Below are 24,140 nucleotides of genomic sequence, written 5' to 3'. Positions count from 1 at the left end.
ACAAAATTGCCGGGAGCAATTTTGAACAGCGCTTGCGATGGCCCCGAAGGGGTGAGCCCCAGGGATGGGGCGAATAATCGCGTAGCGACGATTTTCCCGCCGGGAGCCTGGGTTGCAAGGGAGGCGGCGGTGAGCCTCCCTTGCACGTTCACGGGTAACGGCGTTTCAGAGAAATGACACCGCTGAGGTGAACGGAACCCTGAGCAAAAATCACATGTTCGCCATACATGCTTAACTAATCGGCCTAACCTCAAAGTGGACCCATGTAAATCACGCGAAACGCTCATCACGCCCGTGGGGTTCGTTAAGGTCCTGGCACGGCCCAACAGAAATAATGCCGGTCGGGTTAATGGTTTTGTGACTACGGAAGTAATGATTGCGGATGTGATCGAAGTTGACGGTTTCTGCGATACCCGGCATCTGGTAGATATCACGCAGGAAACCGTACAGATTCAGATAGTCGCTAATCCGGTGTTTGTCGCACTTGAAGTGGGTTACATACACGGGATCAAAACGCACCAGCGTGGTCCACAGACGAATATCGGCCTCGGTTAACTGGTTGCCGGTCAGGTAGCGATGCTGTCCAAGGATCTGTTCCAGTCGCGCCAGGGACTGGAAGACTTTTTCCACGGCATCGTCGTAGGCTTCCTGGCTGGTGGCAAATCCGGCTTTATACACGCCGTTATTGACGTTGTCGTAAATCCAGCCGTTCAGCTCGTCGATTTTGCTTTGCAGGGCAGGGGGATAGTAATCTCCGGCTTTCGCGCCCAGCGCATCAAACGCGGTGTTAAACATGCGGATGATTTCTGCAGATTCGTTGCTGACAATGGTGTGGTTCTTTTTATCCCACAGCACCGGAACGGTAACCCGACCACTGTAGTGCGGATCGGCGTGTAAATAGAGTTGATAAAGAAAGTCGTGCTGATACAGGGTATCGCCGGTTGCCGCCGGGAAGTTATCGTCAAAGGTCCAGCCGTTTTCCAGCATCAGCGGATGTACTACGGAAATGGAAATAAAGGGTTCCAGTCCTTTGAGTTTACGCAAAATCAGCGTGCGATGCGCCCACGGACAGGCCAGAGATACGTACAGGTGATAGCGGTCTTTTTCGGCAGCAAAGCCACCTTCGCCCGTTGGACCCGGCGCGCCATCCGCGGTGAGCCAGTTACGGAAAGCCGATGCAGAACGTTGAAATTTTCCCCCGGTTGATTTGGTGTCGTACCAGGTGTCATGCCAGACGCCGTCAATCAGTTGTCCCATTATCTCTCTCCTGGATAGCAAAACGAGGAGTAAACCCCCTCGTCTTTAATAAGTATATACCCTAAATAATTCGAGTTGCAGGAAGGCGGCAAGGGAAGAAATGCCCAGGAGCATAGATAACTATGTGACTGGGGTTTCTGAGTGAAGCCAACACGCCTGCAACTTGAAGAATGACGGGTATAGTTTGATTACCACTTTTTATTCAGTACGCGGTCAATACTAAATGCGCCCGGACCGGTGATAGCCAGCAGCAGGAAACCGCCTGCGATGGTCAAGTTTTTCATGAACATCAGAGAGTTCATGCCTTCCGCGAAGTTGCTGTGGAAGATGAACGCCGTCAGCAGCGTGAAGCCTGCGGTGAACAGCGCAGTCGTACGGGTCAGGAAACCGAACAGAACGGCCAGACCGCCGCCAAACTCAAGCAGAATCACCAGCGGTAACATAAATCCTGGGACGCCCATGGCTTCCATGTACTGTTGGGTACCCGCATATCCGGTGATTTTTCCCCAACCTGCGGAAATAAACAGGATTGGCATCAGAATGCGCGCTACCAGTACACCAACATCTTCTAATTTCTTCATCATACTCTCCAGGAAACCACTCAGGCGGCTTATTGTGTTTTTTGTGCATCAACGCTGCAGAGCGCGTCGTTGCTGTCGATGGAGAGAATCATAAACGTGCTTAATGAGAATTGTTAGCAAGGAAAACTGTCAATATTTTTCAAAAATTTTGAGGTTGGGGGTGGGAAAGGGATTAACCGCGCAGCTGTTGCTGTCTGAGGGTGGATTTAACCAGACGCCAGATGCTCCAGACGCTAAAGCCGCGTTTAGCCCAGCGTACCAGCAGATTCGGGTTACGGATGGTGCGAACCGCCATAATACTGCTCCCGACTAATACCCAGCCACGCAGGTTCAACAGCGTCTTCCAGCCACGATCGTAGACTTCGGTGGCGTCCAGCCAGTCGCGGCGAGTAGCAGACAGATCCAGCCGTTGCTGCTGGATCTGTCCAAGCAGTTGCGCCTTACGTTGTTGACGTTCGACTTTACTGCTCATTATGCATCATCCTCCAGGGCCTGCCTGTCGTTAGCGAGTTCATTGCGCGTATGGCGTAACAGCGTTGTTTTACGTGCTTTACGCAACGTCCATAGCCCGCCGATAAGCGCTAAAAGCAACAGCACAACGGTGGTGGCAATCATGGCGTTCAGGCGATATTGCGGGTCGATGGCCCAGATGATAAGCACCATCAGGCTCATCAGGCCGAACGCCGCGAACAGCATGGTAAGCCCAAGCATCAGCAGGATCTGGATGAGATTGGCTTTTTCCTCTTCCAGCTCAACGACGGCCAGCCGCAGCCGTGTTTCGACGATCTCAACGAGAATCGTCAGGATCCGCTGTCCAATACCCAGTACGCTTTTGCCTGGACCTTGTGCGTGTTGAGAGTCTGCCATTGTTAACGGCGCGACAGCAGTACACCAAGCACCACACCGACTGCAGCGCCAATGCCGACGCCTGTCCATGGATTTTCGCGCACGTAGTTATCAGCTTTAGCCGCGGCCTCACGGGTCTGTTTGGCAATCACATCGCTGGTTTCGCTCAGACGATGGCGGCTCTCGCGCAGCGCATGTTCTGCTTTGCTGCGAATTTTACTCATCTCTTCCTTCGACTTATCGCCAGAGGAGCTAAGTACTTCTTCAAGCGTATCCGCAAGAGACTTCAGCTCAGCGCGCAGGTTTTCCGTAGCATTATCTTTCGACATAGTTTTCTCCAGTTGAGTGGCTAGTTACCGTACTTAGTAATCGCGGGTCTCGAGTTCTTTCAGCTCTTTCTGAGCTTCAGCAAGCTTATGTTCGCGCTTTGCTACCTTATCCGCATCGCCTTTTTGCTTCGCCTCGGCCAAATCACGTTGACGCTCGGCTATCTCGTCTTTCTGTTCGGCGATTTTTTTCTGGTGGTCGGCGCGCAGTTTGCTGTCAGTACAGTTTGCCCTAACTTCGCTCAACGCTTTGTTCAGGCCGTTGATGCGGTTTTGATTGTTGTGCTTTTCGGCATAGCTAATCTCCCGCTGAATATCCTGTTCTTTTTCCTGACAGAGGGTGGAGGCGTAGCTGCCGGCACTGAGAGCGAAAAGGCTAATTGCCAAAGCGATGCGGTATTTCATTCTTGAACCTTCCATTGTGATTCGGCCTTGTGGCTTGAGGCCGATGCTCCAGATTAATAAAGCATTGGGTCATAAACCCAGTTTATTAATCATAGGCGTTAAATGATGAAATCACCAAAGTGAGTGATCTAATTCAGATTCCTGGAGATTAACCAAAACGGTGTGGGGTATCACGTAAGCGGGATAACCACTGCACCGCCTGATTGTCATCATCCTGCTGAGCAATAACGAAACCGTGCGGTAACGTTCGGTCCAGCACGACCTTTGCGGCTGCGCTCTGCGCGCTGGAATCAAAGGTGATCAGCAGCGCGTCATTTTGCGGAGTGATGCTTTTAAAGCGAATGCCGTTGGCGTCCAGGTGATGCCAGATAGAGAAACCATCAGGCATAGTGGCTCCCTGATTTACGGCACGAATGGCAAGCGTTGACTCCTGCTGGCGAATGACCGACCAGGTCAGGAGCAGCGCGCCGATAAACAGCAGAAAGGTAGTGGTCCAGGCAAGCCGTCGGAGCGTTATGCGTGATTTCAGCATAATTTATCCTCGGTTCCCGTATTTCTTTTTCCAAAGCACAACCAGTGAACCCGCCAGACCAAACACCAGTAACACCACGGGAAGCAGCATCAGACAAGACATCAGTTGGTCTTCATACTTGAGAAACACTGGCGTTTTGCCCAGCAGATAGCCCAGCGTGGTGAGGATCAGAACCCAAAGCAGTCCACTCATCCAGTTAAAGAACTGAAAGCGCGCATTGTTCAGGCCAGATAATCCTGCGATGGTCGGCAATAATGTTCTGACAAACGCGATGAAGCGACCGACCAGCAGCGCAGACAAGCCATGCTTATGGAACAGATGATGCGCACGCTGATGGTAATGCGCGGGCAGATGAGATAGCCAGTTTTGTACGGTGCGGGTATTCCCCAGCCATCGTCCCTGGATATAGCTGAGCCAGCAACCCAGGCTGGCCGCGGTGGTGAGCAGCAGTACCGTTTGCGGAAAACCCATCGCGCCTTTGGCGATAAGTACGCCGACCAGTACCAGTAGACTGTCGCCAGGTAAAAAGGCTGCTGGCAGCAGTCCGTTTTCAAGAAACAAAATGGTAAATAGTACGAAATAGAGCATGCCAATCATGGATGGATTGGCCAGCGTTTCAAAATCCTGAGCCCATAAAGCATTCAGTAATTGAGTCAGTAGTTCCATTCAATATTCCTGGAGAATCGGTTATCGTCATGCCGGTTTTTTTAATTTTGTAACATCGCGATTTTATTAATGTTTTTTACCTGGTTCGCGATCTGATACAAATTCACGGCCTGAACTGTTCCCTGTAAAGTTGTGAAGTTAGCAAGCTCTTAAACACAAAAATTCAAATAGCATCTAATTGTAACAAAGGTCAACGTAGTCCGTTATAGAAATTACGGTTGTTGAACTGTGATTTTGCTTATCGTAATAGAGGGAGGCGAGAGGATTTACATAGGCTGACACTTTATACCTAATGCTTACCAAGCGTCAGAAACAGGCGCTTTGTCGCGCCTGCATCGCTAAGATTGTTTATTTTGCGCCATTAGCCGCCGTATCGAGATGAACGACAGGATTTTCGGTAAAAAGATAACGGTCAGCATTGAACTCAAAATCATCGCTGGTTTCGTTAAACAGCATTTGCTTCGTGTTCTCAAGGTGCTGCCACATTGCCAGCTTGGCGGCATGGGGATCTTTGCGAATCAGCGCCCGCAGGATCTGGTCATGGTCGTCGCACCAGTTATCTACCGTGCGCAGGTCGATGTGGTCGTGCAGTTTCTTCCAGTAGGGGTTGTGAATACGCTGGGTCCACATTTTTTCAACGATCGCGGCCAGGGCGGAGTTCTGCGTTGCCAGCGCGACCTGCACATGGAACTGAAGATCCCATTCGGAGTCACGAAAGCTTTTTTCGTTACGCGACTTCTCCTGAATTTCCATCAGTTTCATGATGTCTTGTTTGGTCACCTGAGTGGCGGCAAACTCGGCAATGTTGCTCTCAATCAACTGGCGAGCCTGGAGCAGCTCAAAAGGACCGTAGCTGGCGAACTCCAGATTTTCATCTGGCGCAACATAGTGTTTAGGTTGGTTTGAAATGACGTGGATCCCGGACCCTTTACGCACTTCAACGTAGCCCTCAACCTCGAGCATGATAATCGCTTCACGAACCACGGTACGGCTGACATTTTTTTCATCGGCGATAAAGCGCTCGGCGGGGAGTTTGTCACCCACCAGGTAGACACCGTGCTCAATGCGTTCTTTCAGATCAGCGGCAAGTTGTTGGTACAAACGTCGTGGTTCGGTGATTTCCATATGCGCTCCAGGCATGATACGGCAGACTATATTTGTTATACCACTTTTGCGATTACGGCTCCACTCGCGGCGATAAAAAAGCCGCCAGATAGCTGGCGGCTTCGCATTATATACCCTTGCTATGTTGCATCGGGTTAATTTTGCGTCGCGGGATCGCCGGATTGCGAGCCCGAATCTACCTCGCTGGCCGATTTGTTCTGCAATACTGTCCAGATGACTAGCGCGCCGAGCAGGTCGAATACCGCCAGTACGGCGAACAGCGGGCTAAAGCCAATGGTGTCAGCCAGTGCGCCAACGACCAGCGCAAACAACGTACTTGCAAGCCATGCAGACATACCGGTCAGGCCGTTCGCGGTTGCCACTTCATTACGACCAAATACGTCGGAAGAGAGCGTAATCAGCGCACCGGACAGCGCCTGGTGAGCAAAACCGCCGACGCACAGCAGGGCGATAGCAATGTAAGGGCTGGTGAACAGACCGATCATCCCTGGGCCAATCATCAGCAATGCACCCATGGTAACGACCATTTTACGCGAAACGATCAGGTTAACGCCGAACCAGCGCTGGAACAGCGGCGGTAAGTAACCCCCAACGATACAGCCCAGGTCAGCAAACAGCATCGGCATCCAGGCAAACATCGCAATTTCTTTCAGGTTAAAGCCGTAGACTTTAAACATGAACAGCGGGATCCAGGCGTTGAAGGTACCCCAGGCCGGCTCTGCCAGGAAACGCGGCAGCGCGATGCCCCAGAACTGGCGGTTACGCAGGATCTGACCAAGGGACATTTTTTTCGAGGTCGCGTTTTTATGCTGTGATTCCTGACCGTTCAGAATGTAATCACGTTCTTCATCAGACAGTTTTTTCTGGTCGCGCGGGTGTTTGTAGAACACCAGCCAGCACATCGCCCAAATGAAGCTCAGCGCACCGGAAATAATGAATGCCATCTGCCAGCTGTGCATGACGATAGCCCAGACGACCAGCGGCGGAGCAATCATCGCGCCGATAGAAGAACCCACGTTAAAGTAACCTACGGCAATTGAACGCTCTTTTGCCGGGAACCATTCAGAACTGGCTTTCAGACCCGCAGGGATCATCGCGGCTTCAGCGGCACCTACCGCGCCACGCGCCAGCGCCAGTCCACCCCAACTGCCAGCCAGTGCGGTCGCGCCACAGAAGACGGCCCACAGAACGGCGAACATCGCGTAACCAATTTTTGTGCCGAGCACATCGAGCACATAGCCGGCAACGGGTTGCATTACGGTGTAAGCAGCAGAATACGCTGCGATGATATAGGAATACTGTTGAGTGGAGATGTGTAACTCTTCCATCAGAGTTGGCGCAGCTGCCGCCACAGTGTTACGTGTCAGGTAACCCAGCACGGTGCCAAGCGTCACCAGTGCGATCATGTACCAACGTAACCCTTTAATTTTACGCATGTAAAACCTCATCGTTTTGTTATGTCCGCGAACGAGCGGTCATCTTCCAGTTCAGGGCGGAGGATGTTCTTTTACGAGGGGGTAACCGAAAAAAGCCGGTACTCCCCGAACTTTGCCATGTCAATATTTGTGCTAATTCGGTTTCCGTACCGTTCAATCCGATGGTGATACATCGGTAATTTGCATTCCGTCGGCTTATGTATCGCGACGGCCAAAAGATAACTTGTCATACAGCTTTAAAAGGTGAGTGCCATCACAAAAGTGTGAATCTTCGTGTGGTCATTATTTCGATTCAGCAAAGCCAGTGCTGGCGCGGCTTGACGCATGATTTACCTCTTTGAGAGTAATTTTTTTGTCACCATTTGTTGATCTAACTCACGAAAATATCTTCAGTGTATGGAAATTGGTGTGATAACTTTGTCAACATCAAAACATAAGCAATCTGACGCACTCGCTGAGAGGAAGACGATAATGACCCCGTTTATGACTGAAGATTTCCTGCTGGACACCGAATTTGCCCGCCGTCTGTATCATGATTACGCCAAAGACCAGCCAATCTTCGATTACCACTGCCATTTACCACCGCAACAAATCGCTGAAAACTACCGTTTTAATAACCTGTATGACATCTGGCTGAAGGGCGACCACTATAAGTGGCGTGCGATGCGTACCAACGGTGTCGCTGAGCGCCTGTGTACCGGCGATGCGTCCGATCGTGAGAAGTTTGACGCCTGGGCCGCTACGGTTCCGCACACTATTGGTAACCCGCTGTACCACTGGACCCACCTCGAATTACGTCGCCCGTTTGGTATTACAGGTAAGCTGCTGTCTCCTGCAACGGCTGACGAAATCTGGAACCAGTGCAACGAACTGCTGGCGCAGGATAAATTCTCCGCGCGCGGCATCATGCAGCAGATGAACGTGAAAATGGTCGGTACCACCGATGACCCGATCGACTCTCTGGAGCATCACGCGGCCGTTGCTAAAGACGGAAGCTTTGATGTGAAAGTGCTGCCGAGCTGGCGTCCGGATAAAGCCTTCAACATTGAGCTGGCTACCTTTAACGATTACATGGCGAAGCTGGGTGAAGTGTCCGACACCGATATCCGTCGTTTCGCTGACCTGCAGACCGCGCTGACCAAACGCCTGGATCACTTCGCGGCTCACGGCTGTAAAGTCTCTGACCACGCGCTGGACGTGGTGCTGTTTGCTGAATCTAACGAAGCGGAACTGGATAGCATTCTGGCGCGTCGCCTGGCAGGTGAAACCCTGAGCGAACATGAAGTTGCCCAGTTTAAAACCGCTGTACTGGTATTCCTCGGTGCGGAATATGCCCGTCGCGAATGGGTACAGCAGTACCACATCGGCGCACTGCGTAATAACAACCTGCGCCAGTTCAAACTGTTGGGTGCGGATGTCGGCTTCGACTCCATCAACGACCGTCCGATGGCCGAAGAGTTGTCCAAACTGCTGAGTAAGCAGAATGAACAGAACCTGTTGCCAAAAACCATTCTGTACTGCCTGAACCCGCGCGATAACGAAGTGCTGGGCACGATGATCGGCAACTTCCAGGGCGAAGGTATGCCGGGCAAGATGCAGTTCGGTTCCGGCTGGTGGTTCAACGATCAGAAAGACGGGATGGAACGTCAGATGACGCAGTTGGCCCAGCTCGGTCTGCTGAGCCGTTTCGTCGGCATGCTGACCGATAGCCGTAGCTTCCTGTCATACACGCGCCATGAATACTTCCGTCGCATCCTGTGCCAGATGATTGGCCGTTGGGTTGCTGCGGGCGAAGCACCGGCAGATATCCAGTTGCTGGGTGAAATGGTGAAAAACATTTGCTTTAACAATGCGCGCGATTACTTCGCCATTGAACTGAATTAAAGTCTGGGGTTGGTATGCAATACATCAAGATCCATGCGCTGGATAACGTCGCGGTCGCGCTCGCTGATTTGGCTGAAGGAACCGAAGTCACCGTTGATGGGCAGGCGATAACCCTGCGTCAGGCGGTCTCTCGTGGCCATAAATTTGCTTTGCGCGATATTGCGAAAGGTGAAAACGTCATTAAATACGGTTTGCCAATTGGCCATACGCTGGTGGACGTTGCGGCGGGTGAGCATATTCATGCCCACAACACGCGCACCAATCTCAGCGATCTGGACACGTATAGCTACCACCCTGATTTTCAAGCGGAAGTTGCACAACCGGCGGATCGCGACGTACAAATCTACCGTCGTGCCAACGGCGATGTAGGCGTGCGCAACGAACTGTGGATCCTGCCGACGGTGGGCTGCGTTAACGCCATGGCGCGTCAGATGCAGAACCGTTTCCTGAAAGAGACCAACGACGCCGAAGGTATCGACGGCGTGCATCTCTTTAGCCACACCTACGGTTGCTCACAGCTCGGTGACGATCACATCAACACCCGCACTATGCTGCAAAACATGGTGCGCCACCCGAATGCGGGCGCGGTGCTGGTGGTCGGCCTTGGCTGCGAAAACAACCAGGTTGATGCCTTCCGCGAAACCTTAGGCGAGTACGATCCTGAGCGTGTTCACTTCATGGTCTGCCAACATCAGGAAGACGAAGTGGAAGCGGGGATTGAACATCTCCATCAGCTGTACAACGTGATGCGTAACGATAAGCGTGAGCCGGGTAAGCTGGGCGAGCTGAAGTTTGGTCTGGAATGCGGCGGCTCAGACGGCCTGTCCGGTATTACCGCCAACCCCATGCTGGGGCGTTTTTCTGACTACGTGATTGCCAACGGCGGCACCACCGTGCTGACCGAAGTACCGGAAATGTTCGGCGCCGAGCAGTTGCTGATGGACCACTGCCGTGACAAAGAAACCTTTGGCAAACTGGTGACCATGGTCAATGACTTTAAGCAGTACTTCATTGCTCACGACCAGCCGATTTACGAGAATCCATCGCCGGGCAACAAAGCGGGCGGTATTACCACGCTGGAAGACAAATCTCTGGGCTGCACGCAAAAAGCGGGTTCCAGCCAGGTGGTGGACGTACTGCGCTATGGCGAACGTCTGAAGACGCACGGCCTGAACCTGCTGAGTGCGCCGGGTAACGATGCGGTTGCCACCAGTGCCCTGGCGGGCGCGGGCTGCCATATGGTGCTGTTCAGTACCGGTCGCGGTACGCCGTACGGCGGTTTTGTGCCGACGGTGAAAATTGCCACCAACAGCGAGCTGGCAGCGAAGAAAAAGCACTGGATCGATTTTGACGCTGGACAGCTGATCCACGGCAAAGCGATGCCTCAGTTGCTGAACGAGTTTGTCGATACGATCGTTGAGTTTGCCAACGGCAAGCCGACCTGCAACGAGCGAAATGATTTTAGAGAGTTAGCGATCTTTAAAAGCGGCGTAACGCTATAACTCGTGCCGGATGGCGGCGTAAACGCCTTATCACGGCCTACATACTGCGCTAAACGTAGGCCTGATAAGCGTCATCAGGCATAAACCGTTGTCGGATGGCGGCGAATATGCCTTATCCGGCCATACGAAATGGAATTGGGGTTGCTTACATGACCGCGTATTGGCTGGCCCAGGGCGTAGGTGTCATCGCCTTTCTGATCGGCATTACCACCTTTTTCAATCGCGATGAGCGCCGGTTCCGGCTGCAACTCGCCGTCTATAGCGCCACCATCGGCGTGCATTTTTTTCTAATGGGCGCCTGGCCTGCGGGAATGAGTGCCGAGCTCAACACTATTCGCACACTCGTCTCGATGCATACCCGCAAACTGTGGGTAATGACCGTTTTCATTATCCTCACCCTGGTTCTTGGACTGGCGAAGTTACAGCATGCGATGGAGCTGTTGCCGATAATCGGCACGCTGGCCAGCACCTGGGCGCTGTTTCGTTGCCAGGGATTAACCGTGCGCTGCGTAATGTGGTGCGCACCCGCCTGCTGGGTTATTCATAATTTCTGGTTGGGATCGATTGGCGGGACGATGATCGAAGGCAGCTTTCTGGTGATGAACGGCCTGAACATTATCCGCTTCCGGCGGATGCAAAAACGCGGAATTGATCCGTTCAAAATTGAAAAAAGCGTACAGGAAGAAAACCCCTCCGCCCGATGACGGAGGGGCGTAGAGATTAGCCGCGTAGGGCGTTATTTGCCAGACGCTCGTCTTCAGCCTGGCAGGCTGCCGCGGTAAACAGGACGTCTGTCGAAGAGTTTAGCGCCGTTTCACAGGAATCCTGCAATACGCCGATGATAAAGCCAACGGCAACCACCTGCATGGCGATGTCATTCGGGATACCGAACATATTACATGCCAATGGGATCAGCAGCAGAGACCCCCCCGCCACGCCCGATGCACCGCAGGCGCACAGCGACGCCACCACGCTCAGTAACAGCGCAGTCGGTAAATCGACCGGAATACCCAGCGTATTCACCGCCGCCAGCGTCAGCACGGTAATGGTGATCGCCGCACCTGCCATATTGATGGTAGCGCCCAGCGGGATAGATACCGAATAGGTATCACGATCCAGATTCAGCTTCTCACACAGCGCCATGTTCACCGGAATGTTTGCTGCGGAGCTGCGGGTAAAGAAAGCGTACACGCCGCTTTCGCGCAGACAGGCCAGCACCAGCGGATACGGGTTACGGCGAATTTTCCAGAATACCAGCAGCGGGTTGACCACCAGCGCCACCAGCAGCATACAGCCGACCAGCACAGTCAGCAGTTGAGCGTAGCCCCAAAGCGTAGCAAAGCCGGTGGTTGCCAGCGTGGAGGAGACCAAGCCGAAGATCCCGATGGGCGCGAAACGAATCACCAGTTTCACCATAAAGGTGACGGCGTTGGACATATCATTAACCAGATTTTTGGTCGTTTCATTGCCGTGGCGCAGCGCAAAGCCCAGACCGACGGCCCATACCAGAATACCGATATAGTTGGCGTTAAGCAGGGCATCAATTGGGTTCGACACCATGCTCATCAGCAGGCTACGCATTACTTCAACGATACCAGATGGCGGCACAATATCACTGGCGCTGCTGGAAAGATGCAGTGTGGATGGGAAGGCGAAGCTGAAGACAACGGCCGCTAACGCTGCGGAAAACGTGCCGAGCAGGTAGAGGAACAGGATGGGGCGGATATTGGTTTTTTGCCCGTGCTGGTGATTGGCGATAGAAGCCATGACCAGCATCAAAACCAGAATTGGCGCGACGGCTTTTAATGCGCCGACGAACAACGTTCCCAGCAAACCAACGGCTTCTGCCGCAGGTTTTGACACCAGTGCCAGTAAAATCCCCAGTACCAAACCTACCAAAATTTGTTTAACCAGGCTCCCTTGCGCCAAACGCGAGAGTAGCCCCGATGAACGTTGCGTAGTCATGTAGTGATCCTTTCATTGTGTTGTTGCCTTACCTTTGTGCGTTCTGTTGACGCATCTTTCAGGATTGGGCAAATGTTTGCATGGCTGAGTATAAGGAAAGAACGGGGTTCTGGAAGCGAAATATCCTGGATTCCGCGTTGAGATCATATTTTATAACTTTAACTTAACATTATTTTGACATGATAAACAAAAAGCCCGACGCACGCAGTGTGCCGTCGGGCTTTTCAGCTAGCGGATGAAGCTTACTGTATTTGCTGCTTTTTATCGTGCTGGTGGTTGACCCACGCGTTCACAATCAGCGTCACAAACAGAATGCCAAATACCACGCCTAACGAGATAGCAATCGGGATATGGTAGAAATCGACGATCAGCATCTTAATACCGATAAACACCAGAATGACCGACAAACCGTACTTCAGCATGGAGAAACGCTCCGCCACGCCTGCCAGCAGGAAGTACATCGCGCGCAGACCCAGAATAGCAAACAGGTTCGAGGTCAACACGATGAACGGGTCGGTGGTAACGGCAAAGATAGCCGGGATACTGTCGACGGCAAAAATAACGTCGCTCAGTTCAACCAGAATCAATACCAGCATCAGCGGCGTGACAAACAGCAGACCGTTTTTACGCACGAAGAATTTTTCATCTTCGATGGTGTCGGTCATGCGCAAATGACCACGCAGCCAGCGCACCAGCGGCCTGTCGCCGATACCGGAGGCATCTTCTTTCGCCAGCGCCATCTTCACGCCGGTAAACAACAGGAACGCGCCGAACACGTACAACAGCCACTCAAACTGGGTGATAAGCCAGCTGCCCGCGAAGATCATGATCGTACGCAGAACAATCGCGCCCAATACGCCATACACCAGTACCCGGCGCTGCAACGCAGGCGGTACGGAGAAGTAGCTGAACAGCATCAACCAGACAAAGACGTTATCTACCGCCAGCGATTTTTCGATCAAATAGCCGGTAAGGAACGCCAGCGCCTGCGGGTCGGCAACGGCGCGGCCCTGGGTTTGGGCCAGGTACCACCAGAAGGCGGCGTTAAACAGTAACGACAGCGTTACCCAGACGATTGACCAGGCCGCAGCCTGTTTCATCGACATCGTATGCGCGCCACGGCGACCCTGCAACAGCAGGTCGATGGCCAGCATAATTACCACCACGACAGCGAAGCCACCCCATAACAACGGTGTGCCGACAGTATTCATTGTATTTCCCCATGCATAAAAAAACGGCCAACGCCGAATGACGTTAGCCGCTGCTTTTTATGCATAGACCTTGCCATTCGGCAAGGTCTCACTTACAACAACAAAGGAATACGATGGCGTATTCCTTTGTTATCGCCCGGCGACCGGATGTGGTTTTTCACACATCGTAATGACGATCAACCGACAACGAAGTTACTCCCCTTTGCAGGTTACAAAATATTACAGGCCATGCATTCAGTCAATGGCCTGCAACATTCGTTTTACACACTTTTACGCAGTCAGCGATGTTACCGCTTCGTCTGCCGGGAAAATCACACCGGTTTGGCGGCGAATCTCCGTTTGCAGTTTGGCGGTGATACGACTGACGGTCAGCGCCGGGTGATCCACTTCGCCGGATTCAACCAAATGGGCAAAAGCCTCTGCCTCATACAGCATAGTATTGATGTGCTGAGGCGTCGTCAGATCCTGCGTTTTACCCCCGCGTGGTACGAAACACACTTTCTGACATTCGGAGATATGCTCGATGACCAGCGATCCCGACTCGCCCTGAATTTCACTGGCTAATACCGAGTCGCTGACTTTTGAGTGCTGGAGCGTAACGCTGAAATCACCGTAATTCAGCACCACCACGCCGTGAGCATCCACGCCGCTTTCCAGCAGGCTGGCGCTGGCCTGAACGCTTTGCGGCTCGCCCCACAGTGCTACCGCTGAAGCCAGGCAGTAAAAACCGATATCCATAATCGAGCCATTGGAGAACGCTGGATTAAACGTGTTCGGATTTTCACCGTCCAGATAGCGCTGGTAACGTGAGGAGTACTGGCAGTAATTGATGAACGCTTTTCTGATTCTTCCAACTTTGGGGAGCGATTGCTGCAACAGCAGGAAGTTAGGCAGGCTGGCGGTTTTAAACGCTTCAAACAGCACCACCTGATTTTCGCGTGCGCAGGCGATAGCGGCTTCAGCTTGCGCCAGGTTTGAGGCCAGCGGTTTTTCGCAAATAACATGCTTTTTGTGCCGCAAAAATAGCTCTGTCTGCGGGAAGTGCAGGGAGTTTGGGCTGGCAATGTAGACGGCGTCGATCGCCTCGCTTTGCGCCATCGCTTCCAGCGAAGTAAACAGGTGCTCGACGGGGTAATCGTTGGCGAAGGTCTGCGCCTGCTCAAGGCTACGGGAATAAACTGCGGTTAACTTATATTTGCCGGTTTCATGGGCGGCATCGACAAACTGGCGAGTGATCCAGTTTGTGCCAATTACTGCGAAACGTATCATAAAGGCCTTCAGGCTGCGAAAAGGGATTCTTTCGTCAATTTAGCATGCCCTGAAGACAAAGCCAGTGCGCGACTACGCAGTTTGCTTTAACGATTGTTGCGTTAACCACAGGCGGGTATCGAACTCCAGTTGATGATACTGAGGCTCCATATGGCAGCACAGCTGGTAAAACGCTTTGTCGTGCTCTTTTTCTTTCAGATGCGCCAGTTCATGGACCACGATCATACGCAGGAAGGGTTCCGGGGCATTGCGAAACACGGTGGCGACGCGGATCTCCGCTTTGGCTTTGAGCTTACCGCCCTGCACGCGAGAAACGGCGGTATGCAGCCCCAGCGCATTCTTCAGAACGTGGATCTTGCTGTCATACATGACTTTATTCAGCGGCGGGGCGTTGCGCAGGAACTGATTTTTCAGATCCTGGGTATATTGCCAGAGCGCTTTATCGGTCGCGAAATCATGCGTGCCCGGATAGCGTTTTTCCAGCACTGCGCCCAGGCGCTGTTCAGCAATCAGCGTTCTCACCTGAGAAAGCAAATGTTCCGGGTAGCCCTGGAGGTAAGTTAGTTGGTTCATCTTTGCCCATGCCAATCATAAAAAGTGTATACTCACGCACCCTTTTCAGGGATACGCCGAAATTTTACCATTCAGGAGGGCCGATGAGCCACACAGACAACGGTTTCCGTTCACTGACACTTAAACGTTTCCCGGAGACGGACGACGTTAACCCACTGCTGGCGTGGGAAGCAGCCGATGAATATCTGCTGCAACAGCTGGACGATACTGAGATTCGCGGCCCGGTGCTTCTCCTGAATGATACCTTCGGTGCGCTGGCCTGCGCGCTGGCGGAGCATACGCCGTACAGCATCGGTGACTCTTACTTAAGCGAGCTGGCGACGCGTGAAAACCTGCGCCACAACGACATTGCCGAGTCGAGCGTAAAGTTTCTCGACAGCACCGCGGAATACCCGCAGGCGCCGGGCGTCGTACTGATTAAGATCCCAAAAACCATGGCGCTGCTGGAGCAGCAGCTGCGTGCACTGCGTGAAGTGGTTACGCCAGAAACGCGTATTATCGCCGGTGCGAAAGCGCGTGATATCCATACCTCTACGCTTGAGCTGTTTGAAAAAGTGCTGGGCCCAACCACCACCACGCTGGCGTGGAAAAAAGCGCGTCTGATCAACTGCACGTTCAGCAAACCTGAGCTGGCCGCTGCCTCGCAGACGCTGAGCTGGAAACTGGAAGGTACCGACTGGACTATCCATAACCACGCCAACGTCTTCTCCCGTACCGGGCTGGATATTGGCGCGCGCTTTTTTATTGAGCATCTGCCGGAAAACCTCGAAGGGGAGATTGTTGACCTCGGCTGCGGTAACGGCGTTATTGGTATGACGCTGCTGGCGAAAAACCCGGAAGCCAGCGTGGTATTTGTTGATGAATCGCCGATGGCGGTGGCTTCAAGCCGTTTGAACGTGGAAAGTAACATGCCTGAAGCGTTGGATCGCTGCGAGTTTATGATCAACAACGCGCTGTCTGGTGTCGAGCCGTTCCGCTTTAATGCCGTGCTGTGCAACCCTCCGTTCCACCAAAAGCACGCGCTGACGGATAACATTGCCTGGGAGATGTTCCACCACGCCCGCCGCTGCCTGAAAATCAACGGTGAGCTGTACATTGTGGCTAACCGTCACCTCGACTACTTCCACAAGCTGAAGAAGATTTTCGGCAACTGCGTGACCATCGCCACCAATAATAAATTCGTGGTGCTGAAAGCGGTCAAAACCGGTCGTCGTCGGTAATAGCGGGTGCCGGATGCGGCTAACACCTTATCCGGCCTACAATGAGCTACCCCGTAGGCCTGATAAGCGTAGAGCCATCAGGCAACGAGGGGTTAAATTTCCAGCGCCAGCCTTGTGCCTTGCGCAATAGCGCGCCGGGCATCCAGTTCCATCGCCACATCACAGCCGCCGATCAGATGCACCGTTTTACCTGCCGCGTGCAGCGGATCGACCAGCTCACGGCGCGGTTCTTGTCCGGCGCAAATCACCACGTTATCCACGTTAAAGATCACCGGTTCGCCGTTCAACACGACGTGTAACCCATCATCATCAATCTTCTGATAGCTGACTGCCGGGATCATTTTCACGCCGCGTGAGAGCAGAGTGGCGCGATGGATCCAGCCCGTCGTTTTACCTAAACCTTGCCCCGGTTTGCTGGCTTTGCGTTGCAACATCACTATCTGACGCGGGCTGCGGGATAAGTGCGGACCTTCCGGGCGTAAACCGCCGGGCTGTTGCAGGCTGGTGTCGATCCCCCATTCCACGCAGAATTCTGCGATGTTCTGGCTGGTGGGATCGCCTGGCTGACTCAGATACATTGCGGTATCGAAACCGATCCCGCCGCAGCCAACGATTGCCACACGTTTGCCCACCGGCGTTTTATCGCGCAGGACGTCGAGATAGCTCAGCACTTTAGGATGATCGATCCCCTCGATCGGCGGCATGCGCGGTTCGATCCCGCTGGCAAGGATCACTTCGTCGAAGCTATGCAGATCGCGTGCGCTGACAACGTGATTCAGCTTCAGCGTCACGCCCGTCACGTCGATCATCCGCCGGTAGTAGCGCAGGGTTTCATAGAATTCTTCTTTGCCGGGGATCTGTTTGGCGATATTAAACTGCCCGCCAATCTCGCCATGCGCGTCAAACAGCGTCACGTGATGCCCGCGCGCGGCAGCATTAATGGCGAAGGCGAGGCCGGCAGGGCCTGCGCCAACAACCGCCAGATTTTTCGGCACAGTTGCCGCAACGATCGGCATTTTGGTTTCATGGCAGGCGCGCGGATTCACCAGGCAAGAGGTGACTTTGCCGACGAAGATCTGATCCAGACAGGCCTGGTTACAGCCGATACAGGTGTTGATCTCATCTGCTCGTCCGGTCTGCGCTTTTGACAGCAGTTCGGCATCGGCTAGGAACGGACGGGCCATCGACACCATATCGGCATCACCACGGGCCAGAATGTCATCGGCGACCTGGGGATCGTTAATGCGGTTGGTGGTGACCAGTGGGATCGTCACATGCCCTTTCAGCTTACGCGTCACCCAACTAAACGCGCCGCGCGGTACCGGGGTTGCGATAGTGGGAATACGCGCCTCATGCCAGCCAATACCGGTGTTAATAATGGTGGCCCCCGCGGCTTCTATAGCCTGCGCCAGCTGGACGGTTTCGTCGAAGGTTCCGCCGTTTTCCACCAGATCAAGCATCGACAGGCGGAAGATAATAATAAAGTCATTCCCGGCACGCTGGCGTACCGCCCGCACCACCTCAACGGCAAAACGCATGCGGTTGGCATACTCGCCGCCCCATTGGTCATCGCGCTGGTTAGTGCGCAGCGTCAGGAATTCGTTGATGAGATACCCTTCCGAACCCATCACTTCCACGCCATCGTAGCCTGCTTCCCGCGCCAGCTGTGCGCAGTGGGCAAAATCTTCAATCAACTGCAGCACTTCATCGTGCGTCAGCTCATGCGGCGTAAAGCGGTTGATCGGTGCCTGAATGGCAGAAGGTGCCACCAGATGCGGCTGGTAGCTGTAACGGCCGGTATGCAGAATTTGCAGGGCGATTTTGCCGCCTTCGTCATGCACGGCATCGGTAATGACGCGATGATGTGCAAGCTGGCTGGTGTCGTTGAGCATCGCGCCGCCTTCCATCCCCACGCCGGAAAGCGCAGGCGCAATGCCTCCGCTGACAATCAATGCTACGCCGTGACGAGCGCGTTCGGCGTAGAACGCGGCCAGCCGTTCTGCACCGTCTGGATACTCCTCCAGTCCGGTATGCATTGAACCCATCAGCACGCGGTTTTTAAGCGTGGTGAAGCCTAAATCGAGCGGGGCGAACAGCGACGGATAGCTCATAAAGGTGTCCAGTATGTAAAATTATTGTTATGTGGTCGGATGAGTTAATAATTTAGCCGTCGCCGCGTAAAAGGGAAAAGGGGAATGCCGTGATTGTGATGGGATTCAAAAAAGGAGTGAGGCCGGAGAATGAATTTGCCGGATATCGGTGCAAGCACCTAATCCGGCCAACGGCAATGCGTCCTTTGTCGGCCGGATAAGCGAGGTGCCATCCGGCAAAATATCAGCGATTACTGTTTTTTAAGAAAATCGTTATACAGCATATAGAGATGCGCCGCGCTCCAGGAGAAGTTAGGCGCACCCTGCTGTGCGCCGGTCAGCGGGTTATAGTTTTCCTGAATTGGAGCGTCAGCGGTAAGGCCTTTGGCGTGGCTGAAGAAGGTATCCGCCAGCTTTAACGCTTCATCACGATAGCCGTAACGTTCCATCCCTTTTAGCCCGAACCAGAACTGATCCACCCAGACGCGCCCGCGCCAGTAGATATCCGCGCCGAAGGCCGGGTTGGTTAGCGCCGCCGTGCCAAGCGGAACAAAGGTGTTGAACTCTTTGGGGTCGAGCATCACCTTAACCACCGCGTCCGCATGAGGCTGCGTTGCCGCGCCGTTAAACAGCGGCGACCAGCCCTCCGGCCCTTTGCCGCGTTCGACGATCGGCTTACCTGCACAGCCGTTTGCCAGCGGAGTATCTTCAATCCTGATGTCATAGAAGAATTGGGTATCAGGGTCGAACATGCATGTGTTGATGTACTCCGCCAGCTTCTTCGCTAACGTCTGATAGTGTTTCGCATCTTCTGTTTTTCCGAGGATAGTCGCCATCTCTGCCAGATAATGGTTGTCGCTGTACATGTAGCTGGCCTGATCGACCGACTCCTGCAATAGCGAGTAACCCAGCAAATTACCGTCTTTACCGCGGTTTTCGGCAAATTTCACCACCCAGTCGCTGCGCTTTCCGCCGCCTGCGACGTATTTATCCAGTTGATCTTTATCGATAAAACCAAATACCGCCGCATCATCACGACCGGACTCCCACGAGGCGGCTACCTGCGCTGGGATCTCGAGACTGTCATACTGGCCCTTATCGATCACGGCGGCGTAGTTGTTCAGTCCTGAGAGGGTTTCTTCCTTGTCGCCTTTTTTCACCGTAAACAGCATTTCACCGCTGTCGGTATTGTGGGCTTTATCGCGCGTAGCGCCGTATTCCGGCACGCCGTTGCCGTTATGATCGCGGTTACACAGCCACCAGTCGTGATACGCCACCAGCTTTGGATACATCTCTTCGAGCCAGGCCTTGTCTTTGGTGACGTTGTAGACCTCCATCACCGACCAGGCCGCCAGGCTGGGCTTGGTGTTGCGCTCGTTCCAGTTACCGCCGTCGCCGCCGCGTTGCGGGCTGAGATTCCAGGCAATCAGGTCGGGAAGGAATCCGGCATCCTGCGCGCGAACCGGATCGCCTGGTTTAACCTGCCATGAAAAGACGGCGCGAATATTCTCTTTGGCGATATCCGGGTTAAAGTGCGCCATGGCGAAGGCCTGCTTCCAGGTGTCCCACGGCCAGGTTTGGTTGCCGGAGAACCAGCGGCCGGTGACCGAAGGGGTCACAGTATTGTGTTTTACCGCACCGCCCGGCGAACGCCAGTTGCCGTTCAGCGTTTCAATAGCTTTAACCGCGACCCGGGTTTGTTCCGTTGTGGCATCTGGGTTGGTTAAGCCTTTTTGCAGATAATCCGCCCAGCGCTTTTGCGATGCAGCAAGATACCAGGCCGGGCGCGCCAGAATATCGCGGATCTGCGGCTGCTCTTTCGCGACATCCTCGGCGGTAAGCAGATGAGAATAGGTGGTGTAGAAAGTGGTAGAACCTTTGATATGGGCTTTGCCGGAGAAGCGGTGGCCATTGACCTTCGTCTTCATTGGCAGCGATTTATGTACCTGGTATTCGGACTCACCGGAGGTGAGCAGATCCCAGGTTGAGCGCACTTTGCCGAAGGTGACTTTCAGGCCATCGTGCGTAGCGGTGATTTTGCGCTGATAGCCAGGGAATTCGCCATCGATGGTTTTATCCGACAGCGGTTTTCCCTCTTTGGCTTCCAGCTTCGATAGCAGTTCGCCGTCCCACACCAGATCCAGCGGCGTGTTGCTGGTGATTTTGGTTTCCAGCAGCGAGGTGCGGGGACTGGCAAAACGCAGCGTCATCTCTACTTGCACATGCTTAGATGACAGCTTTTGCACCAGCGCGCCGGGAATGCTGTAAGCCTCAAGCGAGAAATCGACCTTTTTACCGTGCTGGTACACCGTCAGACGGTCAAAATTATTGGCCATAAAATTGATGTACTCTTCGGTCAGCAACGCCACGCCCGGAAAGCCACCCATCGTGGCAGGACCGTCCGGCAGCAAATGACCGTGCCAGGCGCCGAGATCGAAAAAGGGATTAAAGCGCTGGTGGTCGTCGTGATCGTAGTCATGCATGTAGTCAGGCGCACCGGAGCGATTAATGATGTTTTTAAAGTCGTTAGCACTGGCGGCATGTGCGGAGACGTTCATCAGCAGGATGCAGGCCAGCGGTGTAAGAAGAGGTTTTATGTTCATGGTGTTCCGGTCCTTGTTACCAATAAAAATATTGCATCAGGAAGATTTGGTCGCTCGGGTCGCCAGAAGCATTCTGCATATAGAACCGGCTGTCGAAGGCGGTAGCGAAACGTCCGCCGCCGTATTCGTACCAGATACCGAACTGCATAAAGGACGTGGTTTCTTCCTCGGCGCTATCCGGCCGGTGTTTGGCGTAGCTGTAAGCGGTGGAGAGGTAAACGCCTTTTAGCGCTTCATACATCGCGCTGACCATATAGCCGGTCTCGGTGCCGGGCACATCCAGCCCGTCGGCCCGGCCCGTGTGGTGCCAGGCGCGGGCGGCGAAGTTGGGCGAGAGGATACCGGTCAGGAACAGTTGTCCGGTACCATCCGTTATCTCCAGGCCGTTCATCCAGGTTACGCCTTCGGTCAGGTCGTACTGGATGTAGCCGTTCATCATGGCCGGATAGGTATATTTATCGTCGTAGCGATCGTATTTACCAAAGTGCAGCCAGGCTTTGCTCTCGTCGTGGTGTCCGGCGGGCGTCGCGGTCACGCTATAGCGCAAAGGGCCGGTCAGGTTTTGCACTTTAATGGCGGTCATGATGTCGCGGGTGTTGGGAATAACGTAGCCCAGGTCGGGAGTGAAATCCCCCCACCATTGCAGATCATCCAGCGAAGAGTCCTGGCGCAGACTGAGCATCAGCTCCGTGCCATCATCGGTGCGGTAACCACCGTAAAAGCGGTTGATCCCGCCCTCGAATCCGCCCCAACTATGGTCAGGAACCCAGGCATTGCCCTGATGGTCGGCCTGCACGGTCCAGCCCTCGCCGTAAATCAGACCAAACCACGAACCGTGTTTTATCTCCAGGCCACCTTCTATATAGGTACCATCACTGTACTTATGTTTGTCTTGTCCTTCTAAATCCATATACCCACCCATGCCCAATTCGCCATAAAAACGAAAGGACGGAGAAGATCTTTCGGGCGTTTTTGTGTCGTCGTGTTCTGCAGGGCGAACTTCTTCTGCACCCAGAGAGGAGACGCAGAAAAAGGGCAGGGCAATAATTGCCCTGCAACAATGGCTAATGTTTTTCATGCTTTATCCTAAACCAAATAAAAATTAATTTTTATTGTTATAGCCTTGGCGAATATTGTTTATTGTTATTATGTTTTAGTTATTAATTGATATTTGAAGCAGGGGCTGCCTCAATAGCTTTTTCTTCTTTGGTTAGCCCTTTGATATATTTACTGTATTTCCACCAGGCAAAACCGAGGAAAATAACAATCCCACCGACGTTATAGAAAATAATAGTCATGATGTTACCGCCGGTCGGGAAGGTAGAGGCGATAAACCCGATGGTGAAAAGAACGATCAGCATTGATACCACAATAATGCCGGTTTTTTGCGAACCCATACGGAAGTCACGCGGTAAGTGATCCAGTTTTGCGCGCAGATTCAGGTAAGCCAACATAATAAACAGCGGCGGCAGCATCGATGCGGCGGCGGTCATGTTGATGATGGTGTTCATTAAATCCTGCACGGTATTGGAGCCGAGGGTCGGGATAATCATCAGCGGGATAACGATCAGGAACTGGATCCACGCTGCGCGGGCCGGGACGCCGTTTTCATTCAATTCGACGGTTTTTTTACCGAAAATACCCGCCGGAATTTCAGAGAAGAAGATCTTCACCGGCGTGGCGGTCCACATCAGCAGAGAGCCGAACATTGCGGTAAAGGAGACCAGGCCGACAAAGCGGTTCACGAAAAGCTCCGGCAGGCCGAAATATGCCGCCAGGCCGTGGAATACCTGCACCGAACCACCGGTAAACTTCAGCTCTTTGCTGCTGACGAAGACGTTGATCAGCACCGAGGAGATGGAATAGAGCACGCCGATAAAAATCCCGGCAATGATAATGACCTTCACGAATGATTTGGAACCACCCTTGACGTCGTTGACGTACACCGCCACCGACTCTGCGCCGCCTGCCGCCATAAAGATCCAGGTGGTGATACCGAGGAAGGCCCAGTTAAAATTCGGGATCATTGCGTCTACGGTGATAGGGTCAGCAGGCTGTACGCCGCCAACCAGCGCAGTACCCGCCAGTAAGATATAGGATAGCGTCAGTAGCAGCATCAACGTGGAGGTGACCGAGGTAATCGGTCCTAACATTTTTGCACCATTGGTCGAAACCCAGGTGGAGAAGGCAAACAGCACCATACTTAACACGGTGGTCGCGAACGGCGTCAGAATGTATTCGTAGCCTAAAAAAGCATATGAGGCGTAGGCGATAACACGGGGCAAAAGCGAGGTAAAAAAGAACAGATTCACGAACCAGTAGGTGTAGGCGGTAATAAATGCCCAACGTCCGCCCAGCGAACTTTTTACCCATGCGTAAACACCGGCTTCGGAGTTTTTATTCAACGAAACAAATTCGGCGATGATTAAGCAGAACGGAATAAAGTAGAAAATCGTCGCGAGGAAAAACATCGGTGCAGATGCCAGACCAAGCTCAATATTATTGTTGATTACGTTATTAAAACTATAAACCGCGGCAAAAGTGAGTGAAAGTAAGCCGAACTTGCCGATGGTATTACGTTTGGTATCAGACATAGCACATCTCCGATTCCTGATTATTATAGGGTACTGGCGGCGCAACGTCGGCGCC

At 53.3% G+C, this 24,140-nt stretch carries 22 protein-coding genes; 4 read left to right on the top strand and 18 right to left on the bottom strand.

Going from position 1 to position 24,140, the window contains the following annotated elements; all coding sequences use genetic code 11:
* Positions 1 to 270: 270 nt before the first annotated feature.
* The 10 genes from yqjG to E1B03_RS22970 form a co-directional block, all read right to left on the bottom strand.
* Complete coding sequence (gene yqjG / locus E1B03_RS23015; protein ID WP_133087002.1) at positions 271 to 1,257, bottom strand: glutathionyl-hydroquinone reductase YqjG; 987 nt, start codon at positions 1,255 to 1,257, stop codon at positions 271 to 273.
* Positions 1,258 to 1,445: 188 nt separating this feature from the next.
* Positions 1,446 to 1,838 carry a DoxX family protein gene (locus tag E1B03_RS23010; RefSeq protein WP_181012785.1) on the bottom strand — a complete coding sequence of 131 codons (393 nt, stop codon included), beginning with the start codon at positions 1,836 to 1,838 and terminating at the stop codon, positions 1,446 to 1,448.
* 172 nt (positions 1,839 to 2,010) lie between these two features.
* On the bottom strand, positions 2,011 to 2,310 hold the full coding sequence (locus E1B03_RS23005; RefSeq protein WP_103769829.1) for a YqjK-like family protein: 300 nt from the start codon (positions 2,308 to 2,310) through the stop codon (positions 2,011 to 2,013).
* Positions 2,310 to 2,705: a phage holin family protein gene (locus E1B03_RS23000; RefSeq protein WP_103769828.1), complete on the bottom strand. Its 396-nt coding sequence runs from the start codon at positions 2,703 to 2,705 to the stop codon at positions 2,310 to 2,312. Before E1B03_RS23000 ends, E1B03_RS23005 begins: the two co-directional genes overlap by 1 nt.
* Positions 2,706 to 2,707: 2 nt before the next feature.
* The gene (locus E1B03_RS22995; RefSeq protein WP_003024832.1) at positions 2,708 to 3,013 is read right to left on the bottom strand and encodes an ElaB/YgaM/YqjD family protein; all 306 of its coding nucleotides are present in this window, start codon (positions 3,011 to 3,013) and stop codon (positions 2,708 to 2,710) included.
* Positions 3,014 to 3,046: 33 nt separating this feature from the next.
* A complete protein-coding gene (locus E1B03_RS22990) occupies positions 3,047 to 3,415 on the bottom strand; it encodes a DUF1090 domain-containing protein (RefSeq protein WP_103769827.1) in 369 nt (122 codons plus the stop codon).
* Positions 3,416 to 3,563: 148 nt separating this feature from the next.
* Positions 3,564 to 3,947, bottom strand: coding sequence for an EnvZ/OmpR regulon moderator MzrA (gene mzrA, locus E1B03_RS22985; RefSeq protein WP_103769826.1), 384 nt, complete (start codon positions 3,945 to 3,947; stop codon positions 3,564 to 3,566).
* A 3-nt stretch (positions 3,948 to 3,950) separates the two neighbouring features.
* The gene (gene yqjA, locus E1B03_RS22980) at positions 3,951 to 4,613 is read right to left on the bottom strand and encodes a DedA family general envelope maintenance protein YqjA (protein WP_003024820.1); all 663 of its coding nucleotides are present in this window, start codon (positions 4,611 to 4,613) and stop codon (positions 3,951 to 3,953) included.
* Positions 4,614 to 4,961: 348 nt separating this feature from the next.
* The gene (gene exuR, locus E1B03_RS22975; protein WP_103769825.1) at positions 4,962 to 5,738 is read right to left on the bottom strand and encodes a transcriptional regulator ExuR; all 777 of its coding nucleotides are present in this window, start codon (positions 5,736 to 5,738) and stop codon (positions 4,962 to 4,964) included.
* Between the two features lie 134 nt (positions 5,739 to 5,872).
* Positions 5,873 to 7,174 (bottom strand): MFS transporter, encoded by a 1,302-nt coding sequence (locus tag E1B03_RS22970; RefSeq protein WP_133087001.1) that lies wholly within the window; start codon positions 7,172 to 7,174, stop codon positions 5,873 to 5,875.
* 471 nt (positions 7,175 to 7,645) lie between these two features.
* Between E1B03_RS22970 and uxaC the strand changes: the two genes are divergently transcribed.
* The 3 genes from uxaC to E1B03_RS22955 all read left to right on the top strand — a co-directional run bounded on the left by uxaC (position 7,646) and on the right by E1B03_RS22955 (position 11,264).
* Positions 7,646 to 9,058 (top strand): glucuronate isomerase, encoded by a 1,413-nt coding sequence (gene uxaC / locus E1B03_RS22965; RefSeq protein ID WP_103769823.1) that lies wholly within the window; start codon positions 7,646 to 7,648, stop codon positions 9,056 to 9,058.
* Positions 9,059 to 9,072: 14 nt separating this feature from the next.
* Positions 9,073 to 10,560: a UxaA family hydrolase gene (locus E1B03_RS22960; protein ID WP_133087000.1), complete on the top strand. Its 1,488-nt coding sequence runs from the start codon at positions 9,073 to 9,075 to the stop codon at positions 10,558 to 10,560.
* Positions 10,561 to 10,709: 149 nt separating this feature from the next.
* Complete coding sequence (locus E1B03_RS22955; RefSeq protein WP_133086999.1) at positions 10,710 to 11,264, top strand: YgjV family protein; 555 nt, start codon at positions 10,710 to 10,712, stop codon at positions 11,262 to 11,264.
* Between the two features lie 16 nt (positions 11,265 to 11,280).
* Here the strand turns inward: E1B03_RS22955 and sstT are convergent, their stop codons facing one another.
* From sstT to E1B03_RS22935, 4 genes are all read right to left on the bottom strand, one after another.
* Entirely contained in the window at positions 11,281 to 12,525 is a 1,245-nt protein-coding gene (gene sstT / locus E1B03_RS22950; RefSeq protein WP_103769821.1) for a serine/threonine transporter SstT, read from the bottom strand.
* A gap of 242 nt (positions 12,526 to 12,767) precedes the next feature.
* Positions 12,768 to 13,736: a TerC family protein gene (locus E1B03_RS22945; protein ID WP_043018010.1), complete on the bottom strand. Its 969-nt coding sequence runs from the start codon at positions 13,734 to 13,736 to the stop codon at positions 12,768 to 12,770.
* Positions 13,737 to 14,006: 270 nt separating this feature from the next.
* Positions 14,007 to 15,005, bottom strand: a complete 999-nt coding sequence (locus E1B03_RS22940; RefSeq protein ID WP_133086998.1) for a Gfo/Idh/MocA family protein — start codon at positions 15,003 to 15,005, stop codon at positions 14,007 to 14,009.
* 72 nt (positions 15,006 to 15,077) lie between these two features.
* Positions 15,078 to 15,578 carry a M48 metallopeptidase family protein gene (locus tag E1B03_RS22935; RefSeq protein ID WP_016154609.1) on the bottom strand — a complete coding sequence of 167 codons (501 nt, stop codon included), beginning with the start codon at positions 15,576 to 15,578 and terminating at the stop codon, positions 15,078 to 15,080.
* Positions 15,579 to 15,661: 83 nt separating this feature from the next.
* On the opposite strand from E1B03_RS22935, the gene rlmG reads away from it, so the two are divergent.
* A complete protein-coding gene (rlmG, locus tag E1B03_RS22930) occupies positions 15,662 to 16,798 on the top strand; it encodes a 23S rRNA (guanine(1835)-N(2))-methyltransferase RlmG (RefSeq protein WP_133086997.1) in 1,137 nt (378 codons plus the stop codon).
* A 92-nt stretch (positions 16,799 to 16,890) separates the two neighbouring features.
* On the opposite strand, the gene E1B03_RS22925 is transcribed toward rlmG, so the two are convergent.
* The 4 genes from E1B03_RS22925 to E1B03_RS22910 form a co-directional block, all read right to left on the bottom strand.
* On the bottom strand, positions 16,891 to 18,909 hold the full coding sequence (locus tag E1B03_RS22925) for an NADPH-dependent 2,4-dienoyl-CoA reductase (RefSeq protein ID WP_133086996.1): 2,019 nt from the start codon (positions 18,907 to 18,909) through the stop codon (positions 16,891 to 16,893).
* A gap of 230 nt (positions 18,910 to 19,139) precedes the next feature.
* Positions 19,140 to 21,491 (bottom strand): alpha-glucosidase, encoded by a 2,352-nt coding sequence (gene ygjK / locus E1B03_RS22920; RefSeq protein WP_133086995.1) that lies wholly within the window; start codon positions 21,489 to 21,491, stop codon positions 19,140 to 19,142.
* A gap of 16 nt (positions 21,492 to 21,507) precedes the next feature.
* Entirely contained in the window at positions 21,508 to 22,569 is a 1,062-nt protein-coding gene (ygjJ, locus tag E1B03_RS22915) for a protein YgjJ (RefSeq protein WP_133086994.1), read from the bottom strand.
* Positions 22,570 to 22,651: 82 nt separating this feature from the next.
* The gene (locus E1B03_RS22910; protein WP_103769815.1) at positions 22,652 to 24,085 is read right to left on the bottom strand and encodes an amino acid permease; all 1,434 of its coding nucleotides are present in this window, start codon (positions 24,083 to 24,085) and stop codon (positions 22,652 to 22,654) included.
* Between the last annotated feature and the right edge of the window lie 55 nt (positions 24,086 to 24,140).

The sequence above is a fragment of the Citrobacter arsenatis genome (assembly GCF_004353845.1).
Classification (GTDB): domain Bacteria; phylum Pseudomonadota; class Gammaproteobacteria; order Enterobacterales; family Enterobacteriaceae; genus Citrobacter; species Citrobacter arsenatis.
The sequence above is the reverse complement of the archived record's forward strand: the minus strand, read 5'-3'. Positions and strand labels throughout refer to the sequence as shown.

Excerpts from the sequence above, each read along its gene's own strand:
- yqjG (WP_133087002.1), bottom strand. The coding sequence starts at position 1,257 with ATGGGACAACTGATTGACGGCGTCTGGCATGACACCTGGTACGACACC.
- E1B03_RS23010 (WP_181012785.1), bottom strand. The coding sequence starts at position 1,838 with ATGAAGAAATTAGAAGATGTTGGTGTACTGGTAGCGCGCATTCTGATG.
- E1B03_RS23005 (WP_103769829.1), bottom strand. The coding sequence starts at position 2,310 with ATGAGCAGTAAAGTCGAACGTCAACAACGTAAGGCGCAACTGCTTGGA.
- E1B03_RS23000 (WP_103769828.1), bottom strand. The coding sequence starts at position 2,705 with ATGGCAGACTCTCAACACGCACAAGGTCCAGGCAAAAGCGTACTGGGT.
- E1B03_RS22995 (WP_003024832.1), bottom strand. The coding sequence starts at position 3,013 with ATGTCGAAAGATAATGCTACGGAAAACCTGCGCGCTGAGCTGAAGTCT.
- E1B03_RS22990 (WP_103769827.1), bottom strand. The coding sequence starts at position 3,415 with ATGAAATACCGCATCGCTTTGGCAATTAGCCTTTTCGCTCTCAGTGCC.
- mzrA (WP_103769826.1), bottom strand. The coding sequence starts at position 3,947 with ATGCTGAAATCACGCATAACGCTCCGACGGCTTGCCTGGACCACTACC.
- yqjA (WP_003024820.1), bottom strand. The coding sequence starts at position 4,613 with ATGGAACTACTGACTCAATTACTGAATGCTTTATGGGCTCAGGATTTT.
- exuR (WP_103769825.1), bottom strand. The coding sequence starts at position 5,738 with ATGGAAATCACCGAACCACGACGTTTGTACCAACAACTTGCCGCTGAT.
- E1B03_RS22970 (WP_133087001.1), bottom strand. The coding sequence starts at position 7,174 with ATGCGTAAAATTAAAGGGTTACGTTGGTACATGATCGCACTGGTGACG.
- uxaC (WP_103769823.1), top strand. The coding sequence starts at position 7,646 with ATGACCCCGTTTATGACTGAAGATTTCCTGCTGGACACCGAATTTGCC.
- E1B03_RS22960 (WP_133087000.1), top strand. The coding sequence starts at position 9,073 with ATGCAATACATCAAGATCCATGCGCTGGATAACGTCGCGGTCGCGCTC.
- E1B03_RS22955 (WP_133086999.1), top strand. The coding sequence starts at position 10,710 with ATGACCGCGTATTGGCTGGCCCAGGGCGTAGGTGTCATCGCCTTTCTG.
- sstT (WP_103769821.1), bottom strand. The coding sequence starts at position 12,525 with ATGACTACGCAACGTTCATCGGGGCTACTCTCGCGTTTGGCGCAAGGG.
- E1B03_RS22945 (WP_043018010.1), bottom strand. The coding sequence starts at position 13,736 with ATGAATACTGTCGGCACACCGTTGTTATGGGGTGGCTTCGCTGTCGTG.
- E1B03_RS22940 (WP_133086998.1), bottom strand. The coding sequence starts at position 15,005 with ATGATACGTTTCGCAGTAATTGGCACAAACTGGATCACTCGCCAGTTT.
- E1B03_RS22935 (WP_016154609.1), bottom strand. The coding sequence starts at position 15,578 with ATGAACCAACTAACTTACCTCCAGGGCTACCCGGAACATTTGCTTTCT.
- rlmG (WP_133086997.1), top strand. The coding sequence starts at position 15,662 with ATGAGCCACACAGACAACGGTTTCCGTTCACTGACACTTAAACGTTTC.
- E1B03_RS22925 (WP_133086996.1), bottom strand. The coding sequence starts at position 18,909 with ATGAGCTATCCGTCGCTGTTCGCCCCGCTCGATTTAGGCTTCACCACG.
- ygjK (WP_133086995.1), bottom strand. The coding sequence starts at position 21,491 with ATGAACATAAAACCTCTTCTTACACCGCTGGCCTGCATCCTGCTGATG.
- ygjJ (WP_133086994.1), bottom strand. The coding sequence starts at position 22,569 with ATGAAAAACATTAGCCATTGTTGCAGGGCAATTATTGCCCTGCCCTTT.
- E1B03_RS22910 (WP_103769815.1), bottom strand. The coding sequence starts at position 24,085 with ATGTCTGATACCAAACGTAATACCATCGGCAAGTTCGGCTTACTTTCA.